The sequence below is a fragment of the [Haemophilus] ducreyi genome (assembly GCF_900109315.1).
Taxonomy (GTDB): domain Bacteria; phylum Pseudomonadota; class Gammaproteobacteria; order Enterobacterales; family Pasteurellaceae; genus Haemophilus_B; species Haemophilus_B ducreyi.
On the sequence record NZ_FOJC01000005.1, the window covers coordinates 50,968 to 73,847 of the forward strand.

General features: G+C 38.3%; 17 protein-coding genes. 8 read left to right on the top strand and 9 right to left on the bottom strand.

What is annotated here, in order from left to right:
- Window positions 1-14 precede the first annotated feature (14 nt).
- The 5 genes from murE to BMX01_RS04335 all read right to left on the bottom strand — a co-directional run bounded on the left by murE (window position 15) and on the right by BMX01_RS04335 (window position 6,487).
- Window positions 15-1,520: a UDP-N-acetylmuramoyl-L-alanyl-D-glutamate--2,6-diaminopimelate ligase gene (gene murE, locus BMX01_RS04315; RefSeq protein ID WP_064082292.1), complete on the bottom strand. Its 1,506-nt coding sequence runs from the start codon at window positions 1,518-1,520 to the stop codon at window positions 15-17.
- A gap of 22 nt (window positions 1,521-1,542) precedes the next feature.
- Window positions 1,543-3,588: a penicillin-binding transpeptidase domain-containing protein gene (locus tag BMX01_RS04320; protein ID WP_064083410.1), complete on the bottom strand. Its 2,046-nt coding sequence runs from the start codon at window positions 3,586-3,588 to the stop codon at window positions 1,543-1,545.
- 5 nt (window positions 3,589-3,593) lie between these two features.
- Entirely contained in the window at window positions 3,594-3,908 is a 315-nt protein-coding gene (ftsL, locus tag BMX01_RS04325) for a cell division protein FtsL (protein ID WP_064082294.1), read from the bottom strand.
- A 12-nt stretch (window positions 3,909-3,920) separates the two neighbouring features.
- Window positions 3,921-4,862 carry a 16S rRNA (cytosine(1402)-N(4))-methyltransferase RsmH gene (gene rsmH, locus BMX01_RS04330; RefSeq protein WP_064082295.1) on the bottom strand — a complete coding sequence of 314 codons (942 nt, stop codon included), beginning with the start codon at window positions 4,860-4,862 and terminating at the stop codon, window positions 3,921-3,923.
- A gap of 290 nt (window positions 4,863-5,152) precedes the next feature.
- Window positions 5,153-6,487, bottom strand: a complete 1,335-nt coding sequence (locus tag BMX01_RS04335) for an anaerobic C4-dicarboxylate transporter (RefSeq protein ID WP_064082296.1) — start codon at window positions 6,485-6,487, stop codon at window positions 5,153-5,155.
- Between the two features lie 320 nt (window positions 6,488-6,807).
- Here BMX01_RS04335 and carA point away from each other — a divergent pair, with 320 nt between their 5' ends.
- The 3 genes from carA to BMX01_RS04350 all read left to right on the top strand — a co-directional run bounded on the left by carA (window position 6,808) and on the right by BMX01_RS04350 (window position 12,348).
- Window positions 6,808-7,977: a glutamine-hydrolyzing carbamoyl-phosphate synthase small subunit gene (gene carA / locus BMX01_RS04340; RefSeq protein WP_064082297.1), complete on the top strand. Its 1,170-nt coding sequence runs from the start codon at window positions 6,808-6,810 to the stop codon at window positions 7,975-7,977.
- A 37-nt stretch (window positions 7,978-8,014) separates the two neighbouring features.
- A complete protein-coding gene (gene carB, locus BMX01_RS04345) occupies window positions 8,015-11,245 on the top strand; it encodes a carbamoyl-phosphate synthase large subunit (RefSeq protein ID WP_064082298.1) in 3,231 nt (1,076 codons plus the stop codon).
- 98 nt (window positions 11,246-11,343) lie between these two features.
- The gene (locus BMX01_RS04350) at window positions 11,344-12,348 is read left to right on the top strand and encodes an ornithine carbamoyltransferase (RefSeq protein WP_074647860.1); all 1,005 of its coding nucleotides are present in this window, start codon (window positions 11,344-11,346) and stop codon (window positions 12,346-12,348) included.
- Between the two features lie 126 nt (window positions 12,349-12,474).
- Here the strand turns inward: BMX01_RS04350 and thiQ are convergent, their stop codons facing one another.
- Window positions 12,475-13,116: a thiamine ABC transporter ATP-binding protein gene (gene thiQ, locus BMX01_RS04355; protein ID WP_064082299.1), complete on the bottom strand. Its 642-nt coding sequence runs from the start codon at window positions 13,114-13,116 to the stop codon at window positions 12,475-12,477.
- Complete coding sequence (gene thiP / locus BMX01_RS04360; protein ID WP_064082300.1) at window positions 13,113-14,699, bottom strand: thiamine/thiamine pyrophosphate ABC transporter permease ThiP; 1,587 nt, start codon at window positions 14,697-14,699, stop codon at window positions 13,113-13,115. The genes thiQ and thiP overlap by 4 nt, the downstream gene beginning before the upstream one ends.
- A 274-nt stretch (window positions 14,700-14,973) precedes the next feature.
- Here thiP and BMX01_RS04365 point away from each other — a divergent pair, with 274 nt between their 5' ends.
- The 5 genes from BMX01_RS04365 to ettA all read left to right on the top strand — a co-directional run bounded on the left by BMX01_RS04365 (window position 14,974) and on the right by ettA (window position 21,041).
- Window positions 14,974-15,231, top strand: a complete 258-nt coding sequence (locus BMX01_RS04365; RefSeq protein ID WP_010944269.1) for an HPr family phosphocarrier protein — start codon at window positions 14,974-14,976, stop codon at window positions 15,229-15,231.
- A gap of 130 nt (window positions 15,232-15,361) precedes the next feature.
- Window positions 15,362-17,083, top strand: coding sequence for a phosphoenolpyruvate-protein phosphotransferase PtsI (gene ptsI, locus BMX01_RS04370; protein ID WP_064082301.1), 1,722 nt, complete (start codon window positions 15,362-15,364; stop codon window positions 17,081-17,083).
- Window positions 17,084-17,172: 89 nt separating this feature from the next.
- Window positions 17,173-17,676 carry a PTS glucose transporter subunit IIA gene (gene crr, locus BMX01_RS04375; RefSeq protein WP_010944267.1) on the top strand — a complete coding sequence of 168 codons (504 nt, stop codon included), beginning with the start codon at window positions 17,173-17,175 and terminating at the stop codon, window positions 17,674-17,676.
- 179 nt (window positions 17,677-17,855) lie between these two features.
- Complete coding sequence (gene miaB / locus BMX01_RS04380) at window positions 17,856-19,283, top strand: tRNA (N6-isopentenyl adenosine(37)-C2)-methylthiotransferase MiaB (protein WP_064082302.1); 1,428 nt, start codon at window positions 17,856-17,858, stop codon at window positions 19,281-19,283.
- A gap of 87 nt (window positions 19,284-19,370) precedes the next feature.
- Complete coding sequence (gene ettA / locus BMX01_RS04385; protein WP_074647833.1) at window positions 19,371-21,041, top strand: energy-dependent translational throttle protein EttA; 1,671 nt, start codon at window positions 19,371-19,373, stop codon at window positions 21,039-21,041.
- Window positions 21,042-21,114: 73 nt separating this feature from the next.
- Here ettA and BMX01_RS04390 read toward each other — a convergent pair whose 3' ends face one another.
- Together BMX01_RS04390 and BMX01_RS04395 are read right to left on the bottom strand one after the other, a co-directional pair.
- Window positions 21,115-21,813 carry a DarT1-associated NADAR antitoxin family protein gene (locus BMX01_RS04390; protein WP_064082304.1) on the bottom strand — a complete coding sequence of 233 codons (699 nt, stop codon included), beginning with the start codon at window positions 21,811-21,813 and terminating at the stop codon, window positions 21,115-21,117.
- 10 nt (window positions 21,814-21,823) lie between these two features.
- Complete coding sequence (locus BMX01_RS04395) at window positions 21,824-22,822, bottom strand: DarT ssDNA thymidine ADP-ribosyltransferase family protein (RefSeq protein ID WP_064082305.1); 999 nt, start codon at window positions 22,820-22,822, stop codon at window positions 21,824-21,826.
- Window positions 22,823-22,880 lie beyond the last annotated feature (58 nt).

Here is a 22,880-nt window from a genome sequence, read left to right on the forward strand (position 1 = left end):
ACGCGACAATAAAATCATTGTGAGAGATACTTACTCGCTATTTCTTGATCCGAAAAATGATGTTTTATTGTGCCTATAATTTGATAATTTTCGTGACCTTTACCCGCAATCAAAATCAGATCTGCTGATGAAGCGTGCTTAATCGCGTGTTGAATTGCTTGTTCTCGATCATAAATGACAAGGATATTATTAGGCTTTGCAAAGCCTTGCATAATCTCCGCCACAATCTTGTGTTGATCTTCTGTGCGAGGATTATCATTGGTCACAATCACGCCATCCGCCAATTCTTCTGCAATAGTCGCCATCAATGGACGCTTACCACAATCACGATCACCACCACAACCAAATACACAAAACAATTTACCTTTAGTGTGTAAACGCGCTGCCTGCAATGCTTTTTGCAAAGCATCAGGCGTATGGGCATAATCCACTAATACAAGCGGTTGATTTTTATCTGTTATAGCAGAAATCTTTTGCATTCGACCCGTTACTGAGCGTAATTGGGAAGCCGTTGCGACTAATTTAGCTAAATCATAGCCTAAAGTTAATAAACCAGCTAATGCCAACAAAATATTGGTAACATTAAATGCTCCACTCAATTGACTATGAAATTGACCATTTCCCCAGCTTGATTCAAACTCAATATAAGCACCTTGTAAGCTAAAATTAACCTTAGTAGCCTTAACAAATTGATGTTCACTGGTAAAGTTTGGATCACAACTCACTAGCACAGCATTAGGCAACATAGATAACCAATTTTGCGCAACTTGATCATCTGCATTTAAAACCTGTGCTTTAGTCTGTAAAGCATTAAATAGACGGAATTTAGCCGCTTCATATGTGGCAATTGAGTGGTGATAATCAAGATGATCACGACTTAAATTAGTAAATATAGCGAGATCATATTGCAACGCCTCTACTCGATATTGTGCTAAACCGTGAGATGACACTTCCATTACACAAAAATCAGCCCCCTGTTCAACAAAGCGGGCTAAATTTTGTTGTACTTCAATAGCAGAACCGGTGGTATTGATCGCTTCTTGTTCCTGTCCATATAAACCATTACCAATGGTTCCCATTACGGCAGAATGCCCGCCTAATAAGTTATGCCATTGCGCTAACAATTGAGCGGTAGTTGTTTTACCATTGGTGCCGGTAATGCCAATTAACTTCAATCTTGCTGATGGGCTAGCGTAAAAACTATCTGCAATCGCTGATAATCTTTCCGCTAATCGTGGAACAGTAATGACCTTACAGGCTCGGCGATCTAAATTATAACGCGCAAATTGGCTATCTAACTCAATTTCATCTTGATCATTTTCTGCTTCCGCCAAAATAATTGCCGCACCTTGTTTAATCGCATTTTGAATAAACTGACGCCCATCACACTGATGACCTTTTAAAGCAATAAAAAGATCGCCTTCTGTCACTTGGCGTGAATCTAAAGTCATCTGCTTAAGTGGAATTAATTGTTCGACCCAAGCCTCAAGGTCTGTTAAAAATGGCAATAAACGTTTCATATTTTCTCTAATTCATCTGTATTTATGGCTGTAATTTAATCTCACGCACTGCATTAGTATTTTCTTGTAGATTATCAGGCTTAATATTACGGGCTTTTAACGTATAGCCCATAATACTTGAGAATAATGGCGCCGAAACTGAACCACCGTAATAAACGCCCGCTTTAGGTTCATTAATTAGCACGACTAATGCAAAACGTGGATTACTAGCAGGCGCCACACCTGCCGTATATGCTAAATATTTCTCAACATATTTACCATTCTCTAGCTTACGTGCCGTCCCCGTTTTTACTGCCACACGATAACCATCTACAGCCGCTTTGTGCCCGCCCTCACCCTTTTGTGCGACACTTTCCATCATTTGCACCACCTGACGGGTGACTTTCTCAGATAACACACGTTCACCCAACACTGGCGGATCGACTTTAGTAATTGAAAGCGGCCGATAAATACCAAAACTACCTAACGTTACATAAGCACGCGCTAATTGCAAAGGCGTAACATTCAACCCATAACCATAAGCCACTGTTGCTCGCTCAATATCAGACCAACGTTTGCGATTGCCATTTGAGCCTTTTTGCTCACCTAAACCTAAACCTGTATCTTTACCAAATCCCACTTTACTATACGTATCCATCAATGCCGAGGCAGGCATACGTAACGCTAAACGGCTGACGCCGACATTACTTGATTTTTGTAAAATACCGGTAATACTCAATTGATCACGAGGTGCAACATCTTTAATCGTATGACCATTAACGACAAAAGGACGCGTATTAAGCACTTCATCTACTACAGCAGCTCCATTTTGCAAGGCGGTTAAAACCACTAACGGTTTTACTGTCGAACCGGGCTCAAAGGTATCGGTAATCGCCCGATTGCGCATTAATTCAGGTCTGAAACTATCACGTTTATTCGGGTTAAACGAAGGCGCATTTGCCATCGCTAAAATTTCGCCTGTTTTAATATCAACTAAGACCGCTGTACCTGATTCAGCATTATTCGCAATCACTGCGGCTTTAATCTTTTTATACACTTCTGACTGCAATTCTTCGTCAATACTCAGCATAACATCTTGTGGATCATACTGTTTTTCATCACGAATATTTTCGATCACATTACCACGAGCGTCTTTACGAATAATCTGCTTACCATTTTTACCGACTAACAACGAGTTAAAGCTACGCTCTAATCCTTCTGAGCCTTGTTGATCATCAACATCAGTAAAGCCGATTAATTGTGATGCTTCCTCAGCAAGCGGATAAAAACGACGTGATTCCGCCTTTAACACCATACCATCAATCTTCAATGCTTGAGCATAATAAGCAATATTTTCTGACCGATGCCGTGCAATATAAATAAAACGTTGGAGAGCAGTTTTATATAAGCGATCCATTAAATTGTTATATTTTTCACCGTTTGCTTTAGCAAGCGCTTCCAGCTTTGAACGTTCTAATTGCGCATTTGCAACCTCTCGTGCCACAAATTGTGAGTTTGGGTTATGCCGTACTTTTTGCACTAATGCATTGTATTCTAATCCGCTAATTTGCGCTAATAAATGCCAATAACCATCACTTGCAATATCAAAAATCACTCGATGATCAATTGCAATTTTCTCTTTCGATTTATTCTTTTTCTCAATAAAATTACTGACGTTTTTCTCTATCTTACCTTTAGACGTCTCCATTTCCATCGCTAATAATTTCCAATGATCTGATGAGCGTCTTAATTTACTATCGAAATATTCTCGTGGATCAATCGTCAATGAATACATTGGCACGCTAATTGATAAAAAACGCCCATGTCGATCTAAAATTCTACCGCGCGTAAATGGCAATTCTTTGGTTCTAAGTGAGCGATTATTTGCTTCATTAATAAACCATTCAGATTCAACTAATTGTATCTGTATTGCTTTCGATATTAAAAAAGCGGTTAACACTAACATAAAAAATATGACTATCCTAAATCGATAGGGAAGATAACTCACTTGATCTTTACTATCTTTAGCCTGAACCTGCTTTATAACCGCAGGATCTACTTTCTTTTTTAATTTTACTGATTTAGCCATTTATCTTATTCAACCAAAATAATTTCTTGTTCTTTTTTGATCGGCTGTAAACCAAAACTTGCCGCAGCAGCCTCTACTCGAGATTTTTGGCTTTTCGCACTTTCTTCTAATTGCAAATTAACATACTGATTCTCTAATTTACGCTGTTCTTGTATCAACTTACCTTGTTCGGCGGTTAACAAGCGTGTTTGATGCGTGACCCATACCGTGCCCACGGCGGTTAATACAATTAAAAATAATAACAAGAGGGCAAATTTATTATGTTCTGTCAGATCATTTAAAATTATTTGTTGCAATGGATAACGTTCATTATTTACCATCTATACCTCCAATTATCTTTTTGCCGCAATACGTAATACTGCACTACGGGAACGAGCATTAACCACAATTTCGGCCTCACTTGGCATAATTGCTTTGCCAATGATATTAAGCGGGATATTTTTATTTAATTCTGCTTCTAATATAGGCAGACCTTTTGGTACCACTTCACCTTTACTATTTTTCTTCATAAACTGTTTTACCATTCGATCTTCCAACGAATGGAAACTAATAATAGATAAACGCCCTTCCGGTGCTAATACCCGCAACGCATTGGTTAATGCTTTCTCAAGTTCATCTAATTCACGGTTAATAAAGATCCGAATCGCTTGAAATGAACGGGTCGCGGGGTGCTTATGTTTATCTTTGAAAGGCACTGCATCGGCGATAATTTTGGCTAATTGTAAGGTTCTAGTGATCTTTTCACTGTTAGTTTTATTATAAGATACAACCGCTTGTGCAATACGTTTTGCAAAACGCTCTTCACCAAATGTCTTTAATGCCCAGGCCAAATCTTCTATCGAAACCTGTGCAAGCCACTCGGCAGCAGACAAGCCCTTTGTGGTATCCATTCGCATATCTAGAGGCCCATCACGCATAAAACTAAAACCACGTTCTGCATCATCTAGTTGTGGTGAAGAAACACCAAGATCAAGCAAAATTCCGTCAATTTTACCCATTAATCCCAAGCTTTCACACACTTCAGGAATGGCAGAAAAAGCGGTGTGAATAATCTGAAAACGAGCATCGCTAATTGTGTTTGCCTCCGCAATCGCACGAGGATCACGATCAATGGCAATTAAACGACCGTTTGTCGCTAAGCGGGAAAGAATAAGCCGTGAATGACCACCACGCCCAAATGTACCATCAATATAAATACCATTCGGTTTAATCGCTAAACCATCAACTGCTTCATGCAATAAGACGGTAATATGTTTATAGTCTGTTTCATTCATACTATTTTTCAATTTAATTCGTTTTCAAGCGTAGTGATTAAGATATGAGCATGCTGAAAAAAGTGTTATTTCAATGGACAGATGTTTAGCTTATTTTTACGAAAAATAGCTAATAATCACGATAAAATACTCTATTTCAGCGACTAACGCGCTGAATTTTATAGATTAGTCAAGTAGTGGGCAAGCTGTTTTGTCAATTTATTGAGTAAAGATAGGTAGAAAAAAGCAAGCGGTCTAACTTTGCAAAAAACTTGCAATTTTAAACCGCTTGCTTGGGCAATATTCATTCGCTAAATAAGTACTTCAGCTAAGGCTAGACCAACTAAACAAGCGGTAGTCACCCCCACTAAGCCAGGTGCCGTAAAGCTATGATTGAAATAGTATTTACCAATTTTAGTGGTGCCAGTCACATCAAAATTAACCGTTGCAATATCTGATGGATAATTAGGAATAAAGAAATAGGCATAGGTAGCGGGCATTAATCCAACTAATAATGGTACCGGTAAGCCAATCGCAATCCCAACCGGTAATAACATTTTAGCGGTTACCGCTTGGCTATTGACCACAACAGAAACCGCAAATAAAGCAAAAGCAAAGGTCCAAGGTTGTGCTTTTATCATTTCTGTTACGCCCGCTTTAAATGAAGGCATTGCATAACTAAAATAGGTGTCACTCATCCAGGCGATGCCAAAAATAGCAATTGTCGCCACCATTCCAGATTTAAACACCATGCCATTGGGTACTTTTTTCACATCGATTTTAGTTAACACTAAAATTAACCCGCCAAACATTAACATCACAATTTGAATAATTTTATCCATTCCTGCCACTTTACCATTTTCAGCTAAAACAGGTTTAAGACTTGGCATCATAGCAATCATCACAATAGTGGCAATTGCCATTAAGAATAAATAAACCGAATATTTTGCACTTGCAGATAATTGCTCATTTAATGAAGTTGAACTCGTTTCTTCAATCTGTTTACGCAATACAGGATCTTGCATACGGCGTTGATATTCTGGATCATCTTCCAATTCCTTACCTCTGCGTAAACTGTATAATGACATCGCAAGCACACCTAAAAAAGTGGCTGACATAGTCACTGCCACAATATTTAACAGCGTTACCCCTTCAAACCCAGGTAAGTGAGTAATTTCAGTTAAATAATACGCGACTGCAGCAGAAAGAGGGCTACCTGTAATACCTAATTGTGAAGCAACAGAAGCCGCTGCCATTGGCCGTTCTGGACGAATCTTATTTTTTAGCGCAATATCGCCAATAATAGGCATAATTGAATAAACTGAATGGCCTGTACCTAACATTAACGTCATCACATAAGTGACTATCGGGCCAAGAATAGTAATTCTTTTGGGATTACTGCGTAAAATACGTTCCGCAATTTGTAACATAAATTTTAAGCCCCCCGCAGCTTCAAGCACGGATGCACAAGTCACTACCGCCAAAATAACTAACATTACATCAATCGGTGCTTTTGACAGTGGCATACCTAAAACAAAAACTTCTACAAATAGGCCGATACCAGACACAACGCCTAATCCAATACCGCCATAACGGCTACCTACATATAAAAATGCCAATAACAACAAAAATTCTGCATATAGCATATTAACCTCAAAAATAAAAAATAATCACTAATCGCAGTTTACTCCCACCATTATATTGATTCTTTGCACTTGATTAAACATACCTCAAGAGAGGTAATTCATTTCATCGTTAATGTTAATTTGCTTAAAAAAACAGAGCGCTTATCCGGTTTTGCCTGCTATTAATACACATCCTCAGCACTTAATAAACAACGCATTTTTCAACCGCTTTTAGCGGTTGAAAGCAATCATTTGCTTTGTTAGAATAGTTCGCCTACTTCTAAGAGAAAGGTTAATGGCGACTCTCAAGTACCAACCCACAACAACTGGAGTAATAAATTATGTTCAACCCTGCAATACTTGTTCTTGCTGATGGCAGTACGTTTTATGGCAAATCTATAGGCTATCAAGCCGTTTCGGCCTACCGCATTGGTGAAGTCGTATTTAATACTGCAATAACTGGCTACCAAGAAATTCTCACTGATCCCTCCTACGCAAAACAAATCGTCACACTCACTTACCCCCATATTGGCAATACTGGTACAAATGATGAAGATAATGAATCAAATCAAATTTATGCATCAGGTTTAATCATTCGAGATCTACCGCTTCTCCACAGTAACTTTCGTGCAACTTCTTCTCTCTCTGACTACCTTATTCAACACAACATTATTGCGATTGCCGATATCGATACACGCCGTCTAACTCGAATTTTACGCGAAACCGGCTCACAAGCGGGCTGTATCTATATACCAAACGAAAATGAATCATTAGCACAAGTGGTCGAAAAAGCTCAAGATCTTGCAAAAAGTTTTGGCTCTATGGCTGGTAAAGATTTAGCGAAGGAAGTTACCTGCCAACACCGTTATGAATGGCAAGAAGGTATTTGGCACTTACCAACTAATAATGCAGGCAAGCCTTTTAATCTCCAAACGACACCTACATTTCATGTCGTTGCTTATGATTTTGGCATAAAACAAAATATCTTACGAATGCTTGCTGAACGCGGTTGTAAAATTACTGTTGTTCCGGCGCAAACCTCCGCAGAAGATATCCTAGCACTTAATCCTGATGGTATCTTTCTTTCTAATGGCCCGGGTGATCCTGAATCTTGTACTTATGCTATTCAATCAATTCGCCAGCTACTCAATACCCAAAAACCGATCTTTGGCATCTGCTTAGGGCATCAACTATTAGGTTTAGCCGTTGGCGCAAAAACACGAAAAATGGCTTTTGGACATCATGGTGCTAATCACCCAGTCCAAGACTTAAAAACAGAACACGTTTTAATCACAAGCCAAAATCACGGTTTTGAAATAGACGAATATAGTTTGCCTGAAAATGTCATAATCACCCATCGATCTCTTTTTGATAATTCAGTACAAGGCATTGAACTGACTAACCAAGTCGCCTTTAGTTTCCAAGGCCACCCAGAAGCGAGTCCAGGGCCACAAGATGTTGCTTATTCATTTGATAAATTTATTAACGCAATGCAAGCAACCAAAGCATAATGCCCACCATTTTTAACAAATTTTAGAGAGATAGAAGATGCCAAAGCGTACAGATATAAATACTATATTAATCATTGGTGCAGGCCCAATCATAATCGGACAAGCCTGTGAATTTGACTATTCAGGCGCACAAGCAGTTAAAGCATTGCGTGAAGAAGGCTATAAAGTAATATTAATCAATTCAAACCCCGCAACAATTATGACCGATCCTGATATGGCAGATGTCACTTACATCGAACCCATTCAATGGCAAACCCTTGAAAAGATCATAGAAAAAGAACGGCCAGATGCTATTTTACCTACTATGGGTGGACAAACAGCTCTCAATTGTGCCTTAGCATTATCTAAAAATGGGGTATTGAAAAAATATGGTGTTGAATTAATTGGCGCAACTGAAGATGCGATTGATAAAGCAGAAGATAGAGGTCGCTTCAAAGATGCAATGACTAAAATCGGCCTGAACACACCAAAATCTTTTATATGCCATAGTTTTGAAGAAGCTTGGCAAGCACAGGAACAAGTTGGTTTTCCTACTTTAATTCGCCCGTCATTCACAATGGGCGGTTCTGGTGGTGGCATTGCTTACAATCGTGATGAATTCCAAGCTATTTGTGAACGCGGCTTTGAAGCTTCGCCCACTCACGAATTACTCATTGAACAGTCTGTATTAGGCTGGAAAGAATACGAAATGGAAGTAGTACGTGATAAAGCAGACAACTGTATTATTGTCTGCTCAATTGAGAACTTTGATCCAATGGGCGTACATACCGGCGATTCAATCACTGTTGCACCTGCACAAACATTAACGGACAAAGAATATCAAATTATGCGTAATGCTTCATTAGCCGTATTACGTGAAATCGGAGTTGATACCGGTGGTTCAAATGTGCAATTTGCGATCAATCCAACCAATGGTGAAATGATTGTTATCGAAATGAATCCTCGTGTCAGCCGATCCTCAGCATTAGCCTCCAAAGCGACCGGTTTCCCTATCGCTAAAGTTGCCGCAAAATTAGCGGTTGGATATACCTTAAACGAATTACGTAATGATATTACCGGTGGTTTAATTCCCGCGTCATTTGAGCCAACAATTGATTATGTTGTCACCAAAGTACCTCGCTTCGCATTTGAAAAATTTCCTCAAGCATATGATCGCCTCACTACACAAATGAAGTCTGTTGGTGAGGTTATGGCAATGGGTAGAACATTCCAAGAATCATTACAAAAAGCATTACGCGGCTTAGAAACCGGCATTTGCGGCTTTAACTTACGTTCAGAATCCCCTGAGACTATTCGTCGCGAGCTGGCTAATCCTGGTCCGAATCGTATTCTTTATGTTGCAGATGCATTTGGTGCAGGCTTCTCACTTGAAGAAGTGCACCACTATTCAAAAATTGACCCTTGGTTTTTAATTCAAATTCAAGACTTAGTGCAAGAAGAAATGGCACTTGAGAAACGTGCTTTTGCTGAGCTTGATTATGCAGAACTGCGCCGTTTAAAACGCAAAGGTTTCTCGGATAAACGGATTGCACAGCTCATCAAGGTCAGTGAAAGTGACGTTAGAGCAAAACGGTATGCTCTCAATTTGCACCCTGTATATAAACGGGTTGATACGTGTGCGGGCGAATTTAAAGCAGATACAGCCTATCTCTATTCAACTTATGAAGATGAATGTGAAGCTAAACCAACAACTCGCCAAAAAGTAATGATTTTAGGGGGTGGTCCAAACCGTATCGGTCAAGGCATTGAATTTGATTACTGTTGTGTGCACGCCGCTTTAGCATTACGTGAAGCAGATTTTGAAACCATTATGGTCAATTGTAACCCTGAGACAGTATCAACCGATTTTGACATCTCAGATCGGTTATACTTTGAACCACTGACACTTGAGGATGTATTAGAAATTATTTATAAAGAGCAACCTTGGGGAGTGATTGTACATTATGGTGGGCAAACCCCGTTAAAATTAGCCAATGCATTAGAGCAAAATGGCGTAAATATTATTGGTACGTCTGCAGACAGTATTGATGCCGCAGAGGATCGTGCTCGTTTTCAAAAAATCTTAACCGATTTAGGCCTAAAACAGCCAAATAACCGTACTGCACGCAATACGGAAGAAGCAGTGAAATTAGCAGAAGAAGTGGGCTATCCATTAGTTGTGAGACCGTCTTATGTATTAGGCGGTAGAGCAATGCAAATTGTCTATAATGTAGATGAATTAAACAACTATATGCAAGAGGCTGTCTCCGTTTCTAATGATAGCCCTATTTTACTTGACCATTTCTTAAAGAATGCAATTGAAGTCGATGTAGATTGTATTTCCGATTCTGAACAAGTTTTAATTGGCGGTATTATGCAACACGTTGAACAAGCGGGTATTCATTCTGGTGATTCAGCCTGTTCATTACCTGCTTATTCATTAACCAATGAAATTCAAGAGGAAATCCGCCGCCAAACTTCGGCGATGGCTTTTGCGCTAGGCGTGAAGGGCTTAATGAACGTCCAATTTGCGGTACAAAATGAGACTATTTATGTATTAGAAGTCAACCCACGTGCAAGCCGTACCGTGCCTTTTGTCAGTAAAGCAACGGGTAATCCATTAGCTAAAATTACTGCCTTGGTGATGGCAGGGAAATCGTTAGCAGAACAAAATGCTACAACCGAAATTATTCCGCCTTATTTTAGTGTAAAAGAAGCGGTTTTCCCATTTATCAAATTCCCTGGTGTGGATACGACACTCAGCCCAGAAATGCGTTCAACAGGTGAAGTAATGGGAACAGGTCAATCCTTTGCTGAAGCTTACTATAAAGCGCAGTTAGGTGCTGGTGAACGTATTCCAAGTACGGGTAAGGTGTTCTTATCTATTGCCGATGAAGACAAACCGCAAATTATCCGTGTTGCACAATATTTACAAGCAGAAGGTTATGGTTTATGTGCCACAATAGGCACAGCACAATATTTACGCGAAAATGGTGTTGGCGTACAAATTATAAATAAGGTACGTGAAGGGCGCCCAAATATTGTAGATAGCATCAAAAATAATGAGATTGCGATGATTATTAATACCGTCAATAATCTGCCTGAAAGCATTAAAGAAGCACAAGAAATCCGTCGTAATGCATTAAAATTACATATGCCGACTTATACTACGCTTGCAGCAGCAGAGGCGATCAGTGAAGCAGTCCGCCATATCAATAAATATGATGTCAATGCACTTCAACAGTTACATCTTTCATCATCAGCGCTCACTAATCAAATAACTCGATAACGACTCGTGGTGTGCATTCCCTCAAGCGGTTTAGTTTTTAAAAAATGCAAAAACAACCGCTTGATTTATATGCTTCGCATTCATATCCGGAGAATAACATGGCTTTTAATCTTAAAAATAGACACTTGCTCAGCTTAGTCAATCACACAGAACGTGAAATTAAATACTTATTAGCATTAGCACGTGATTTAAAACGTGCAAAATATAGCGGTACTGAACAACAAACATTAAAAGGCAAAAATATTGCTTTAATCTTTGAAAAAACATCTACCCGTACCCGTTGTGCGTTTGAAGTCGCCGCTTATGATCAAGGTGCTCAAGTCACTTATATTGATCCAAACTCCTCTCAAATTGGCCATAAAGAATCGATGAAAGACACTGCACGTGTATTAGGCAGAATGTATGATGCCATTCAATATCGTGGTTTTAAACAAGCCACTGTAAATGAATTAGCCAAATATGCAGGAGTACCTGTTTTTAATGGTTTAACTGATGAATTCCATCCAACACAGATGCTCGCTGATGTATTAACTATGCTTGAAAGTTGTGAAAAACCATTAAATCAAATAAGCTATGTCTATATGGGTGATGCACGCAATAATATGGGTAATTCTTTATTACTTATTGGTGCTAAATTAGGTATGGACGTCCGTATTTGTGCACCTCAAGCCTTAATGCCAGAAGACTCCTTGGTCACACTATGCCAACAATTTGCTCAACAATCTAACGCGCGCATCACCATCACAGATGATATAGATCTAGCAATACAAGGGGTCGATTTTATTCATACTGATGTATGGGTATCAATGGGTGAGCCGTTAGAGATGTGGGGCGAACGAATTAATATGTTAATGCCTTATCAAGTGACTCCTGCGCTAATGCAACGTACAGGCAATCCAAACGTAAAATTTATGCATTGTTTACCCGCTTTCCATAATAGTGAAACCACAATGGGTAAACAAATTGCTGAACAGTATCCACAGCTTGCAAACGGTATTGAAGTAACAGAAGAGGCTTTTGAATCCACTGCAAATATCGCCTTTGAACACGCTGAAAATCGAATGCACACCATTAAAGCCGTAATGGTAGCCAGCTTAGCATAATTACTCTATTTAAGTAGAATCAGCTATGCTTGATTTCACAACCTACCTACCACGATTCAAGCGGTTTAATTTACACTTTTTTTTGTTCATTAAACCGCTTGTCGTAAAACACGCCCAATCTGCGCCTTAAAGCAATTGATCCGCAACAATCCGTCCCTGTTCAATATGAATAACACGATCGAATAATGCCTGACTTTCTGAAAATTGATGGGTCACCATTAATAGCGTTAATTGACGCTGATGGCAAATCTCTAACACCAACTGTTGCAATTCATTACGCCGAATAGGATCCAATGCAGAAAAAGGTTCATCTAATAACAAAATAGGCTTATCTTGTAACAAAGTACGGGCCAACGCAACCCGTTGTTTTTGCCCTCCCGATAATTGATCCGCTCGCCGTAATAACAATTCAGCAATCCCCATTTGACCGGCAATCTTTTTTACCGCCTCTTGCTGTTGTAGCGTTAAATGCAAGCTAGGCACCAACGCTAAACCAATATTTTGCTCAACAGTCAAATGAGGAAAAACATTATTTTCTTGAAATAACATCGACACTGGACGATCTGCCACTTCTGCGAAAGTGTAATCGACTTCATTCAACAAAATCTGCCCGCTAGTCGCCAAATCAAAACCCGCAATCAAATTTAATAATGTACTTTTACCAGCGCCACTTTCACCCACGACAGCCACCCGTTGTGCTTTAGCCACTTGCAAGATAAAGTGCATTGGCATTTGTTCATAATCAAACGTTACATTTAATTCAATCATTTTAGGCTCTCTTGTTGTTTAATCAGTAAAAAAGGCAACAAGGCAAATAGCATTAATACCAAAGCGGTTACCGCCGCGTCTTCTGTACGATAGTTGCCTAATTGTTGATAAAGTAGATAAGGTAATGAACTAAAATCTGGACTACCAAAAAAAGCAATCACAGCAAAACTACCTAAACTGGCTGACATAGCCAAACAAAATGCATTGATAAGCGGTCGAATTAAATAATGTTTTTCCACAATCCACCATCGCCGTAAACCACATAATCCTAAATTGCGAGCTAACTGGTCTTGTGCCACAAACACTTGCCACATTGTCGCAAATAATAAACGATAAATATAAGGCAATAGGCTCAAGCCGTTACAAATGCCGACTAACCAAAGCAATTGCGTAGTACTTAAATCCACCTCCATCAATAACAAAAACAACCCCACTGCTAATAAAAAAATCGGCAAAACTAACGGATAATTCACGACCCCACTCAAAATACTGTACCCCATTTTCTGCTGACGGTAACTTTGTTGACGCGTTTCTAATGCTAGTAAATAAGCAAGCGCAACCACTGTTGAAGCCGCAATTAGACTCAGCCATAACGAGAACCAAGTCGCCTGCCATAAAGCATCATTTGCTAGCCGTTGCCAAAAGTTTGATACCTGCAAAGCTGAAATGATCACACTGATTAGCGGTAAAATAATGGCTAAACTTTGCAAAAAAAGTACCGCTTGCAATCCATATTTAGCTTTACCCATTACCTTAGGCAACCAAATATGATCCACTGCTGGCGGTGTTTGTTTTTTATGTTTAAACGCCGTTTTACTGGCCAAATCCATCATTAACTGCAACAACATTCCTACAAATAGCTGAGTAATAATCAACATCGTCGCTTTGGCAAAATCAAATTCAAATGTAACCGCTTGATAAATTGCCACTTCTAATGTGCTATATTTAGGGCTACCGCCTAACATCAGCACAATTGGAAAACTAGTAAAACAAATCAAAAACACATTCGCAAAGCTATAAGGCAAAATGCCACTTAATGTTGGCCACTCCACAATACGAAAATAAGCCCAACCTCGCAATGTTAACTGCGCGGCTAATTTATGCTGACTACTTGGGATTAACCGCAATCCTTCCAAACAATATTTAGTGACTAACGGAACATTAAATAATAAATGCGCTAACAAAATGCCTTGTAAACCATAAAGTGAAAATTGCCACTCCAAACCGAGCAAATTGGCAAATTGGGCTAACCAACCAGCATTGCCCCAAACGCCAATAATGGCAAAAATCACAACCAATGACGGTAAAGCCCAAACGAACGAGATCACCTTATATAGCAACGTTTTGCCTTTAAACTGCAAATAAAAAAATGAACGCGCTAACAATACAGCAAAAATGGTGGCTAATCCTGCCGAAAGCCCCGCTTGTAACAAGCTATATTTTAAAATAGGCCACATTTCTGACCATTGCCAATCACTCTCACCTTGACGATGATTGAGTAAGGCAAACAAACTAAACAGATAAAGTAAAACTATACCTAAATAAACAAGCCAAGCACTAAATTTAGTGAGCGAACGTAACATAATTTTCCCATCAACCAACTATTTGATTATATTTTAACCGCCTGTAAAAAATACTTAGCAATCGTTTAACTAACCATCGCACTAAGCAAGCAATTTATGTATGAAAAACAACCGCAACTGGTTAACTAACAAGCTAATATTTGATTTTTATCACAAGTTTTCAGTTTTAGCGCGTGTTTTTATTTTTTTTTTGTAGTAAAGTTATTCTGAAATAATTATGGATTTAATTATCTGTTTCAACTTTCCCACTTTTAGAATCTCAAGAGGAATTTTTATGTACTCAAAAGACGTTGTTATTACAGCACCAAATGGTTTACACACTCGTCCAGCAGCAGAATTTGTTAAAGCAGCTAAAGGTTTTGCTTCTGACATTACTGTAACTTCAGGTAGCAAAAGTTCAAGTGCAAAAAGTCTCTTTAAACTCCAAACATTAGGCCTTACGCAAGGTACATCTATTACTATCTCTGCGGAAGGTGAAGACGAACAGAAAGCGGTAGATTTCTTAGTAGACTTAATCCCTACTTTAGAATAATTGCTCATCAACAGTTAGATAAAAAATGCAACCCTATTCTTCTACTTTATTAATCAGATAGTGAAGTAGCAATAGGGTTGTTTTGTATTACGATCTAAGCATTTTGTACTATTTAAAACAAGGACAAATTATGATTACAGGTATTGCTGCATCACCAGGTACTGTATTTGGCAAGGCACTCGTTTTAAAAGAAGAACCTATTGTACTAAATACTAAAAAAATTACCGCTGATCAAATTGAAATTGAAAAAGAAAAATTTTTCGCAGGGCGAGCCAAAGCTGCGGCACAATTAACCGCAATTAAAGAAAAGGCAAGACATACATTAGGTGAAGAAAAAGAAGCGATCTTTGAAGGCCATTTAATGATCCTAGAAGATGAAGAACTAGAAGAAGAAATCCTAGAATTCATTACCAACAACCTAGTTACTGCAGACTTCGCCACGCATAAAATTATTGAAATGCAAGCAACAATGTTAGCGGAAATTGACGATGAATACCTAAAAGAACGTGCCACAGATTTACGCGATATCGATAACCGCTTATTACGTAATATTTTAAATATGTATATTGTTGATCTTGGCGATATTCAGGAAGAAGTTATTCTAGTGGCTTACGATCTTACACCATCAGAAACAGCCCAATTAAACTTAGATAAAGTATTAGGCTTCGTGACTGATATTGGCGGCCGCACATCACATACCTCAATTATGGCACGTTCATTAGAGTTGCCCGCAATAGTTGGCACGAATAACATTACCGAACAAGTCAAAACCGGCGATATTTTAATCTTAGATGCAATTAACAATCAGATCAAAATCAATCCATCTGTAGATGAAATTTCCGCATTTAAAGCCATACAAGCAAAAGTTGAAGCAGAAAAAGCAGAGTTAGCCCAATTAAAAGATTTAGCTGCTGAAACGTTGGATGGTCATAAAATTGAAGTGGCTGGCAATATCGGCACAATTCGTGATATTGATAGCGTACTACGTAATGGCGGAGAATCTATAGGCTTATATCGCACCGAATTCTTATTTATGGATCGTTGTAAATTGCCTGATGAAGAAGAACAATTCGAAGCCTATAAAGAAATTGTCGAAGCAATGCAAGGCAAACAAGTTATTCTACGCACAATGGACATTGGCGGCGATAAAGAATTACCTTATTTAAATTTACCCAAAGAAATGAATCCTTTCTTAGGTTGGCGTGCAATCCGTATTGGCTTAACTCGCCGTGAAATCTTAGATACGCAATTACGAGCAGTGTTACGAGCTTCTGCTTTCGGCACATTAGCGGTCATGTTTCCAATGATTATTTCAGTAGAAGAAATTCGTGAATTAAAAGCAATCGTTGCCGAATTAAAAGCACAATTACGCGCTGAAGGAAAAGCATTTGATGAACATTTACAGCTTGGTATTATGGTAGAAACACCATCTGCAGCAGTAAACGCCCGCCATTTAGCCAAAGAAGTCGATTTCTTTAGCATTGGGACTAACGACTTAACGCAATATACATTAGCCGTTGACCGTGGCAATGAGATTATCGCACATTTATATAACCCATTAAGCCCATCAGTCTTAAACTTAATCAAACAAGTGATTGATGCCTCTCACGCCGAAGGTAAATGGACCGGTATGTGTGGCGAATTAGCCGGCGATGTACGCGCTACCGCCCTCCTATTAGGAATGGGATTAGATGAGTTTAGTATGAGTGCCATCTCTGTTCCGCACGTTAAGAAATTAGCCCGCTCTATTCATTACACTGATGCAAAAGCCTTAGCGGATGAAGCATTAGCCCAGCCAACGGTTGCAGATGTTGAACGATTAGTGAATGCCTTTTACGCTAAACTAAACTAATTTTCGAATAAAGTAGCATACAAACACAAAATTCTCGTATAAAATATGCGAGAATTTTTTTAATAAAGATTAAAATAATGGAGATTTCTATGGGTTTTTTCGATAAATTATTCGGCTCAAAACAAACTTCAGCTAACGAAGTTAACATATATGCTCCTATTTCAGGTGAAATCGTAAACATTGAAGATGTGCCCGATGTTGTTTTCTCTGAGAAAATTGTAGGCGATGGCATAGCGATCCGCCCAAATGGTGATACTATTGTAGCTCCAGTAAATGGTACTATCGGAAAAATTTTTGAAACTAATCACGCTTTTTCAATTGAATCGGAAGAAGGAATTGATTTATTCGTCCACTTCGGCATCGATACAGCAGAATTAAAAAGTGAAGGATTTACACGCATTGCACAAGAAGGACAAACCGTTAAGGTTGGCGATGTAATTATCAAATTCGACTTAGAATTACTTGAAAATAAAGCAAAATCAGTATTAACTCCAGTATTAATTTCTAATATGGATGATATCAGCAACCTAGTGAAAAAAGTTGGAAATGTTGTTGCCGGTGAAAGTGTTGTATTGACCTTAACCAAACAATAACATCCTCTCATGATAAAATGTCACGCTAGCAATATCGTGGCATTTTGCTTATTAAGCGATTAACTCTAGCGAAAAAATAAGCAAACAGGTAGAATAGCACGATTAAAGATGCGTAAAGGGAATTGTCTCTTTACGCTTTTATTTTAACTTATTAAGATATTTATTATTTTTTGAAAATTATGGCAAAATTACATATCACAACTTGGGGTTGCCAAATGAATGAGTATGACTCATCAAAAATGGCAGATCTCTTAAACTCAACACACGGATTAGAATTAACCGATAAACCTGAAGAAGCGGATATTTTATTATTGAATACTTGCTCAATTCGTGAAAAAGCACAAGAAAAAGTCTTTTCACAACTTGGTCGTTGGAAAAACTGGAAAAAGGACAAACCCGATTTAATTATTGGCGTTGGTGGCTGTGTTGCTTCACAAGAAGGTGAACATATCCGTGAACGTGCCCCTTTTGTTGATATAGTATTTGGGCCACAAACATTGCACCGCTTACCAGAAATGATCAACCAGATCCGAGCTGGCGATCGTGCAGTAGTCGATATCTCCTTCCCAGAAATTGAAAAATTCGACCACTTACCAGAACCCAAAGCAGAAGGTCCAACTGCTTTCGTATCAATTATGGAAGGCTGTAATAAATACTGCTCATTCTGTGTAGTGCCTTATACCCGTGGTGAAGAAGTTTCCCGCCCTGTTGATGATGTCTTATTCGAAATCGCACAATTAGCAGAGCAAGGCGTTCGTGAAGTTAACTTATTGGGTCAAAACGTTAATGCTTACCGTGGTGAAACCTTTGATGGTGGCATTTGCACTTTTGCAGAATTATTACGTTTAGTTGCCGCCATTGATGGTATTGACCGCTTACGTTATACCACAAGCCACCCCATTGAATTCACCGACGACATTATTGAAGTGTATCGTGATACTCCAGAATTGGTCAGCTTCTTGCATTTACCTATCCAAAGTGGCGCCGATCGTGTTTTAACCATGATGAAACGTAACCACACCGCATTAGAATACAAAGCCATTATTCGTAAATTACGTGCAGTTCGTCCAAATATCCAAATTAGCTCAGATTTCATTGTTGGCTTTCCTGGCGAAACAGCGGAAGATTTTGAACAAACAATGAAAATTATTGAACAAGTCAATTTTGATATGAGCTTTAGCTTTATCTACTCTGCGCGTCCAGGTACGCCTGCATCAGACTTACCTGATGATGTGTCTGAAAATGAGAAAAAAGACCGCTTAGCACGCTTACAACAACGAATTAACCATCAAGCGATGCAATTTAGCCGCTTAATGCTTGGCACTGAACAACGAATTTTGGTTGAAGGCCCATCTAAAAAAGATATTATGGAATTAACGGGTCGTACAGAAACCAATCGTATAGTTAATTTCATCGGCACACCAAATATGATCGGCAAATTCGTAGATATTAAAATCACCGATGTTTACTCAAACTCATTACGCGGTGAAGTAGTCAGAACAGAAGATCAAATGGGTTTACGTATTGTTGAATCAGCGTCAAGTGTCATTGCACGGACCCGTAAGGAAGATGATTTAGGTGTAGGCAAATACGCAGTAAATCTGTGAAAACTCACTAACGCAACGGCTTATCGGCTATTACGTAACAAAATTCTGGCAGCTAAATAGCTTATTTTTCTATGAGGAATACTAAAAATGTCCACTCAATTCGTATATACGATGCATTGTGTTGGCAAAGTTGTGCCACCAAAGCGTCATATTCTTAAAGATATTTCATTAAGCTTTTTCCCCGGTGCTAAAATTGGGGTACTAGGTTTAAATGGTGCAGGTAAATCCACGCTATTACGTATTATGGCTGGTGTAGATAAAGAATTTGAAGGTGAAGCACGCCCACAACCCGGTATTAAAATTGGTTATTTACCACAAGAACCTAAACTCGAACCGCAACAAACTGTCCGTGAAGCGATTGAAGAAGCGGTTACAGAAGTAAAAAACGCCTTAACACGTTTAGATGAAGTATATGCTCTCTATGCAGATCCTGATGCTGATTTTGACAAATTAGCGGCCGAACAAGCAAACTTAGAAGCCATTATTCAAGCGCACGATGGCCATAACTTAGACAATCAATTAGAACGAGCAGCAGATGCCTTACGACTCCCCGACTGGGATACTAAAATTGAACATTTATCAGGCGGTGAACGCCGTCGTGTCGCATTATGCCGTTTATTGCTTGAAAAACCGGATATGTTACTACTAGATGAGCCAACCAACCACTTAGATGCAGAATCTGTTGCTTGGTTAGAACGCTTCTTACATGACTATGAAGGCACTGTAGTTGCCATTACCCACGACCGTTACTTCTTAGATAATGTTGCAGGCTGGATCCTAGAACTTGACCGTGGTGAAGGTATTCCTTGGGAAGGCAATTATTCTTCTTGGTTAGCACAAAAAGAAAAACGTTTAGAACAAGAACAAGCGGCTGAATCTGCCCGCCAAAAATCTATTGCGAAAGAATTAGAATGGGTACGCCAAAATCCAAAAGGAAGACAGGCGAAAAGTAAAGCGCGTATGGCACGTTTTGATGAATTAAATTCAGGCGAATACCAAAAACGGAATGAAACTAACGAACTGTTTATTCCACCGGGTCCACGCTTAGGCGATAAAGTGATCGAAGTGCAACACTTAATGAAATCTTACGGTGACCGTACCTTAATTGATGATCTCTCGTTCTCAATTCCAAAAGGAGCCATTGTCGGCATTATCGGTGCTAATGGTGCAGGTAAATCAACACTATTCCGTATGCTTTCAGGCAAAGAACAGCCAGATTCAGGTTCAATTGTGTTAGGTGAAACCGTTACACTCGCTTCTGTAGATCAATTCCGTGATGCAATGGACGATAAAAAAACTGTTTGGGAAGAAGTATCAAACGGACAAGATATTCTAACCATTGGTAACTTTGAAATTCCAAGCCGTGCATATGTTGGGCGTTTTAACTTCAAAGGCGTAGATCAACAAAAACGCGTGGGCGAATTATCCGGTGGTGAATGCGGTCGATTACATTTAGCCAAATTACTACAACGTGGCGGAAATGTACTGCTATTAGATGAACCAACCAATGACTTAGACGTTGAAACTTTACGTGCTCTCGAAAATGCAATTTTAGAATTTCCGGGCTGTGCTATGGTTATCTCGCACGACCGTTGGTTCTTAGACCGTATTGCAACGCACATTTTAGACTACGGCGATGAAGGCAAAGTCACTTTCTACGAAGGTAACTTCTCTGACTACGAAGAGTGGAAAAAGAAAACCTTAGGTGATGCAGCAACGCAACCACACCGTATTAAATACAAACGTATTGCGAAATAGCTTGTACATATCTGATAAAAACCACCCGCTTGTTAGAAATGCAAGCGGGTGGTTTTTTAGGCATTGTTAATTGTTAGATCAGTCCAGGTTGTATTTTATTCACTTTATATAATTCATTTTTTTCCGAAAATTTAATAGGATATTTTAAAAAATCTCTGACACAATCATTCTCATATAATGAAACACATAAAGCTAGTGTTCTTGCTTGACAACTAAACGATTTTTTGGGGTTAAATTCAATATCACTAAATGCCTCAAATTTTTCATCAAACAATCTTTCTCTTAATTCCAAATTCTTGTCTGAAAATAACACATTTAAATAAAGCCAATCATAAAATAAACTCTTTGGTTCCAAAGGAAAATCTTTTTTATTTATATGAAATTTAATTAAATTACCGCTATTTTTTAAACGTTCATCTTTTTTAGCTTCCCTTGGAGTTACCTTTAATAAACTTCTAAAAGGCCCACCATTTTCAAAAACTTTACTACTTTGAAATAGATTCTCAACAGGGATACCATCAATATTTGACAAATAAAATGCACTTAATTTAATACCAATCGGATCCTCTGACTTGCTTGATGCTTCTAGAATTTTTTTATAACCAGCTTGCATTGCTTTGTTATGTAAACTGACAATTGAGCGCTTACGCACTTCAGCAGACATTCCTAGATGCCAATCAAATTCAATTTCATGTTCAATGACACCGATAGTATTTCTATCAGGAATGAAAATAGGACGTATAGTTTTTCCAATAGATTTTTTTTCTGACATGTTTAATTTCCTAAAAAATAAAAATATATATGATTATAAAAAATATAATAATATAGCAACACTCGCTCCCATCAATATAACTATAGTTATAGCTAGGCTGGCTTACCTTATTTTTAGATACCTTATTATATCGTTCTATAGTTTTCCTATTATTTTCTGACTTTTCTTTTTGCTCTTGAAGTACCCTTCCTATCTGTTGTTCAGAATGTAGGTACTCCTCCATTTCTTTAGCTACATCCCTCCAAGAAGCCTGCTGCTCCTTAATGGTTTCAACTCTTGAAGAAAAGGGTTCTAATGGTGGCTCAAAAATAATTTCATTATATTCTACTATAGCGTTACTATTTTTAATCTTTTGAATTGCTTGATTTAATTCTTTATAAGTTAAAGGTATATCCTTATCAAAGATATAACTAATATATTCAGGCTCAATATCGTCTAAACACTGAACCTCTGCTTGATTCGAAGTAGTTTCACAAAGTTCTAAATTCCCGTGCCGATAAATAGATTGTTGCTCTCTCCCTGATTTCTGATAAATAATTTGTTCAGAAAACAAATTCTCTAACGCTTGTGCTCCCGATAAAGCTAAATCACTCATTGTTCTGAAAGAAGCGGTTGCTGCATTATGTGAATAAAATAAGCAATATTTCTTAAATAAGATCTCTGGGTTAATTAACAATAAACAAAGATCATATCCATTTGCTTTTTTCTTATTAAACATCCATTGATTTGGTTGACTAATAGACAAGCAAATTGCTGTATTATTACGATCATAACGAAAACTATCTGTTACACGCATATTTATATTACGTAATCTCAAACCTTCTCTTTTAATTTTTTCTAGATTTTCTCTAGGTGTAAAATGGCATAACCACTTTATATCACGCTTTTTAATAACGGAATAAATTTCTTCCTGATATTCATTTCTATTTTCTGATTCTCTAATTATAAATTTAGTGTTTGATGAATTTATAAGTTGAATTTGGTTGCGAGTTAAATATTTAATTGGCATAATTTACACTTATTTGCTTGCAATATAGAAAGAAAATTACGCAATCGCATAACCATTC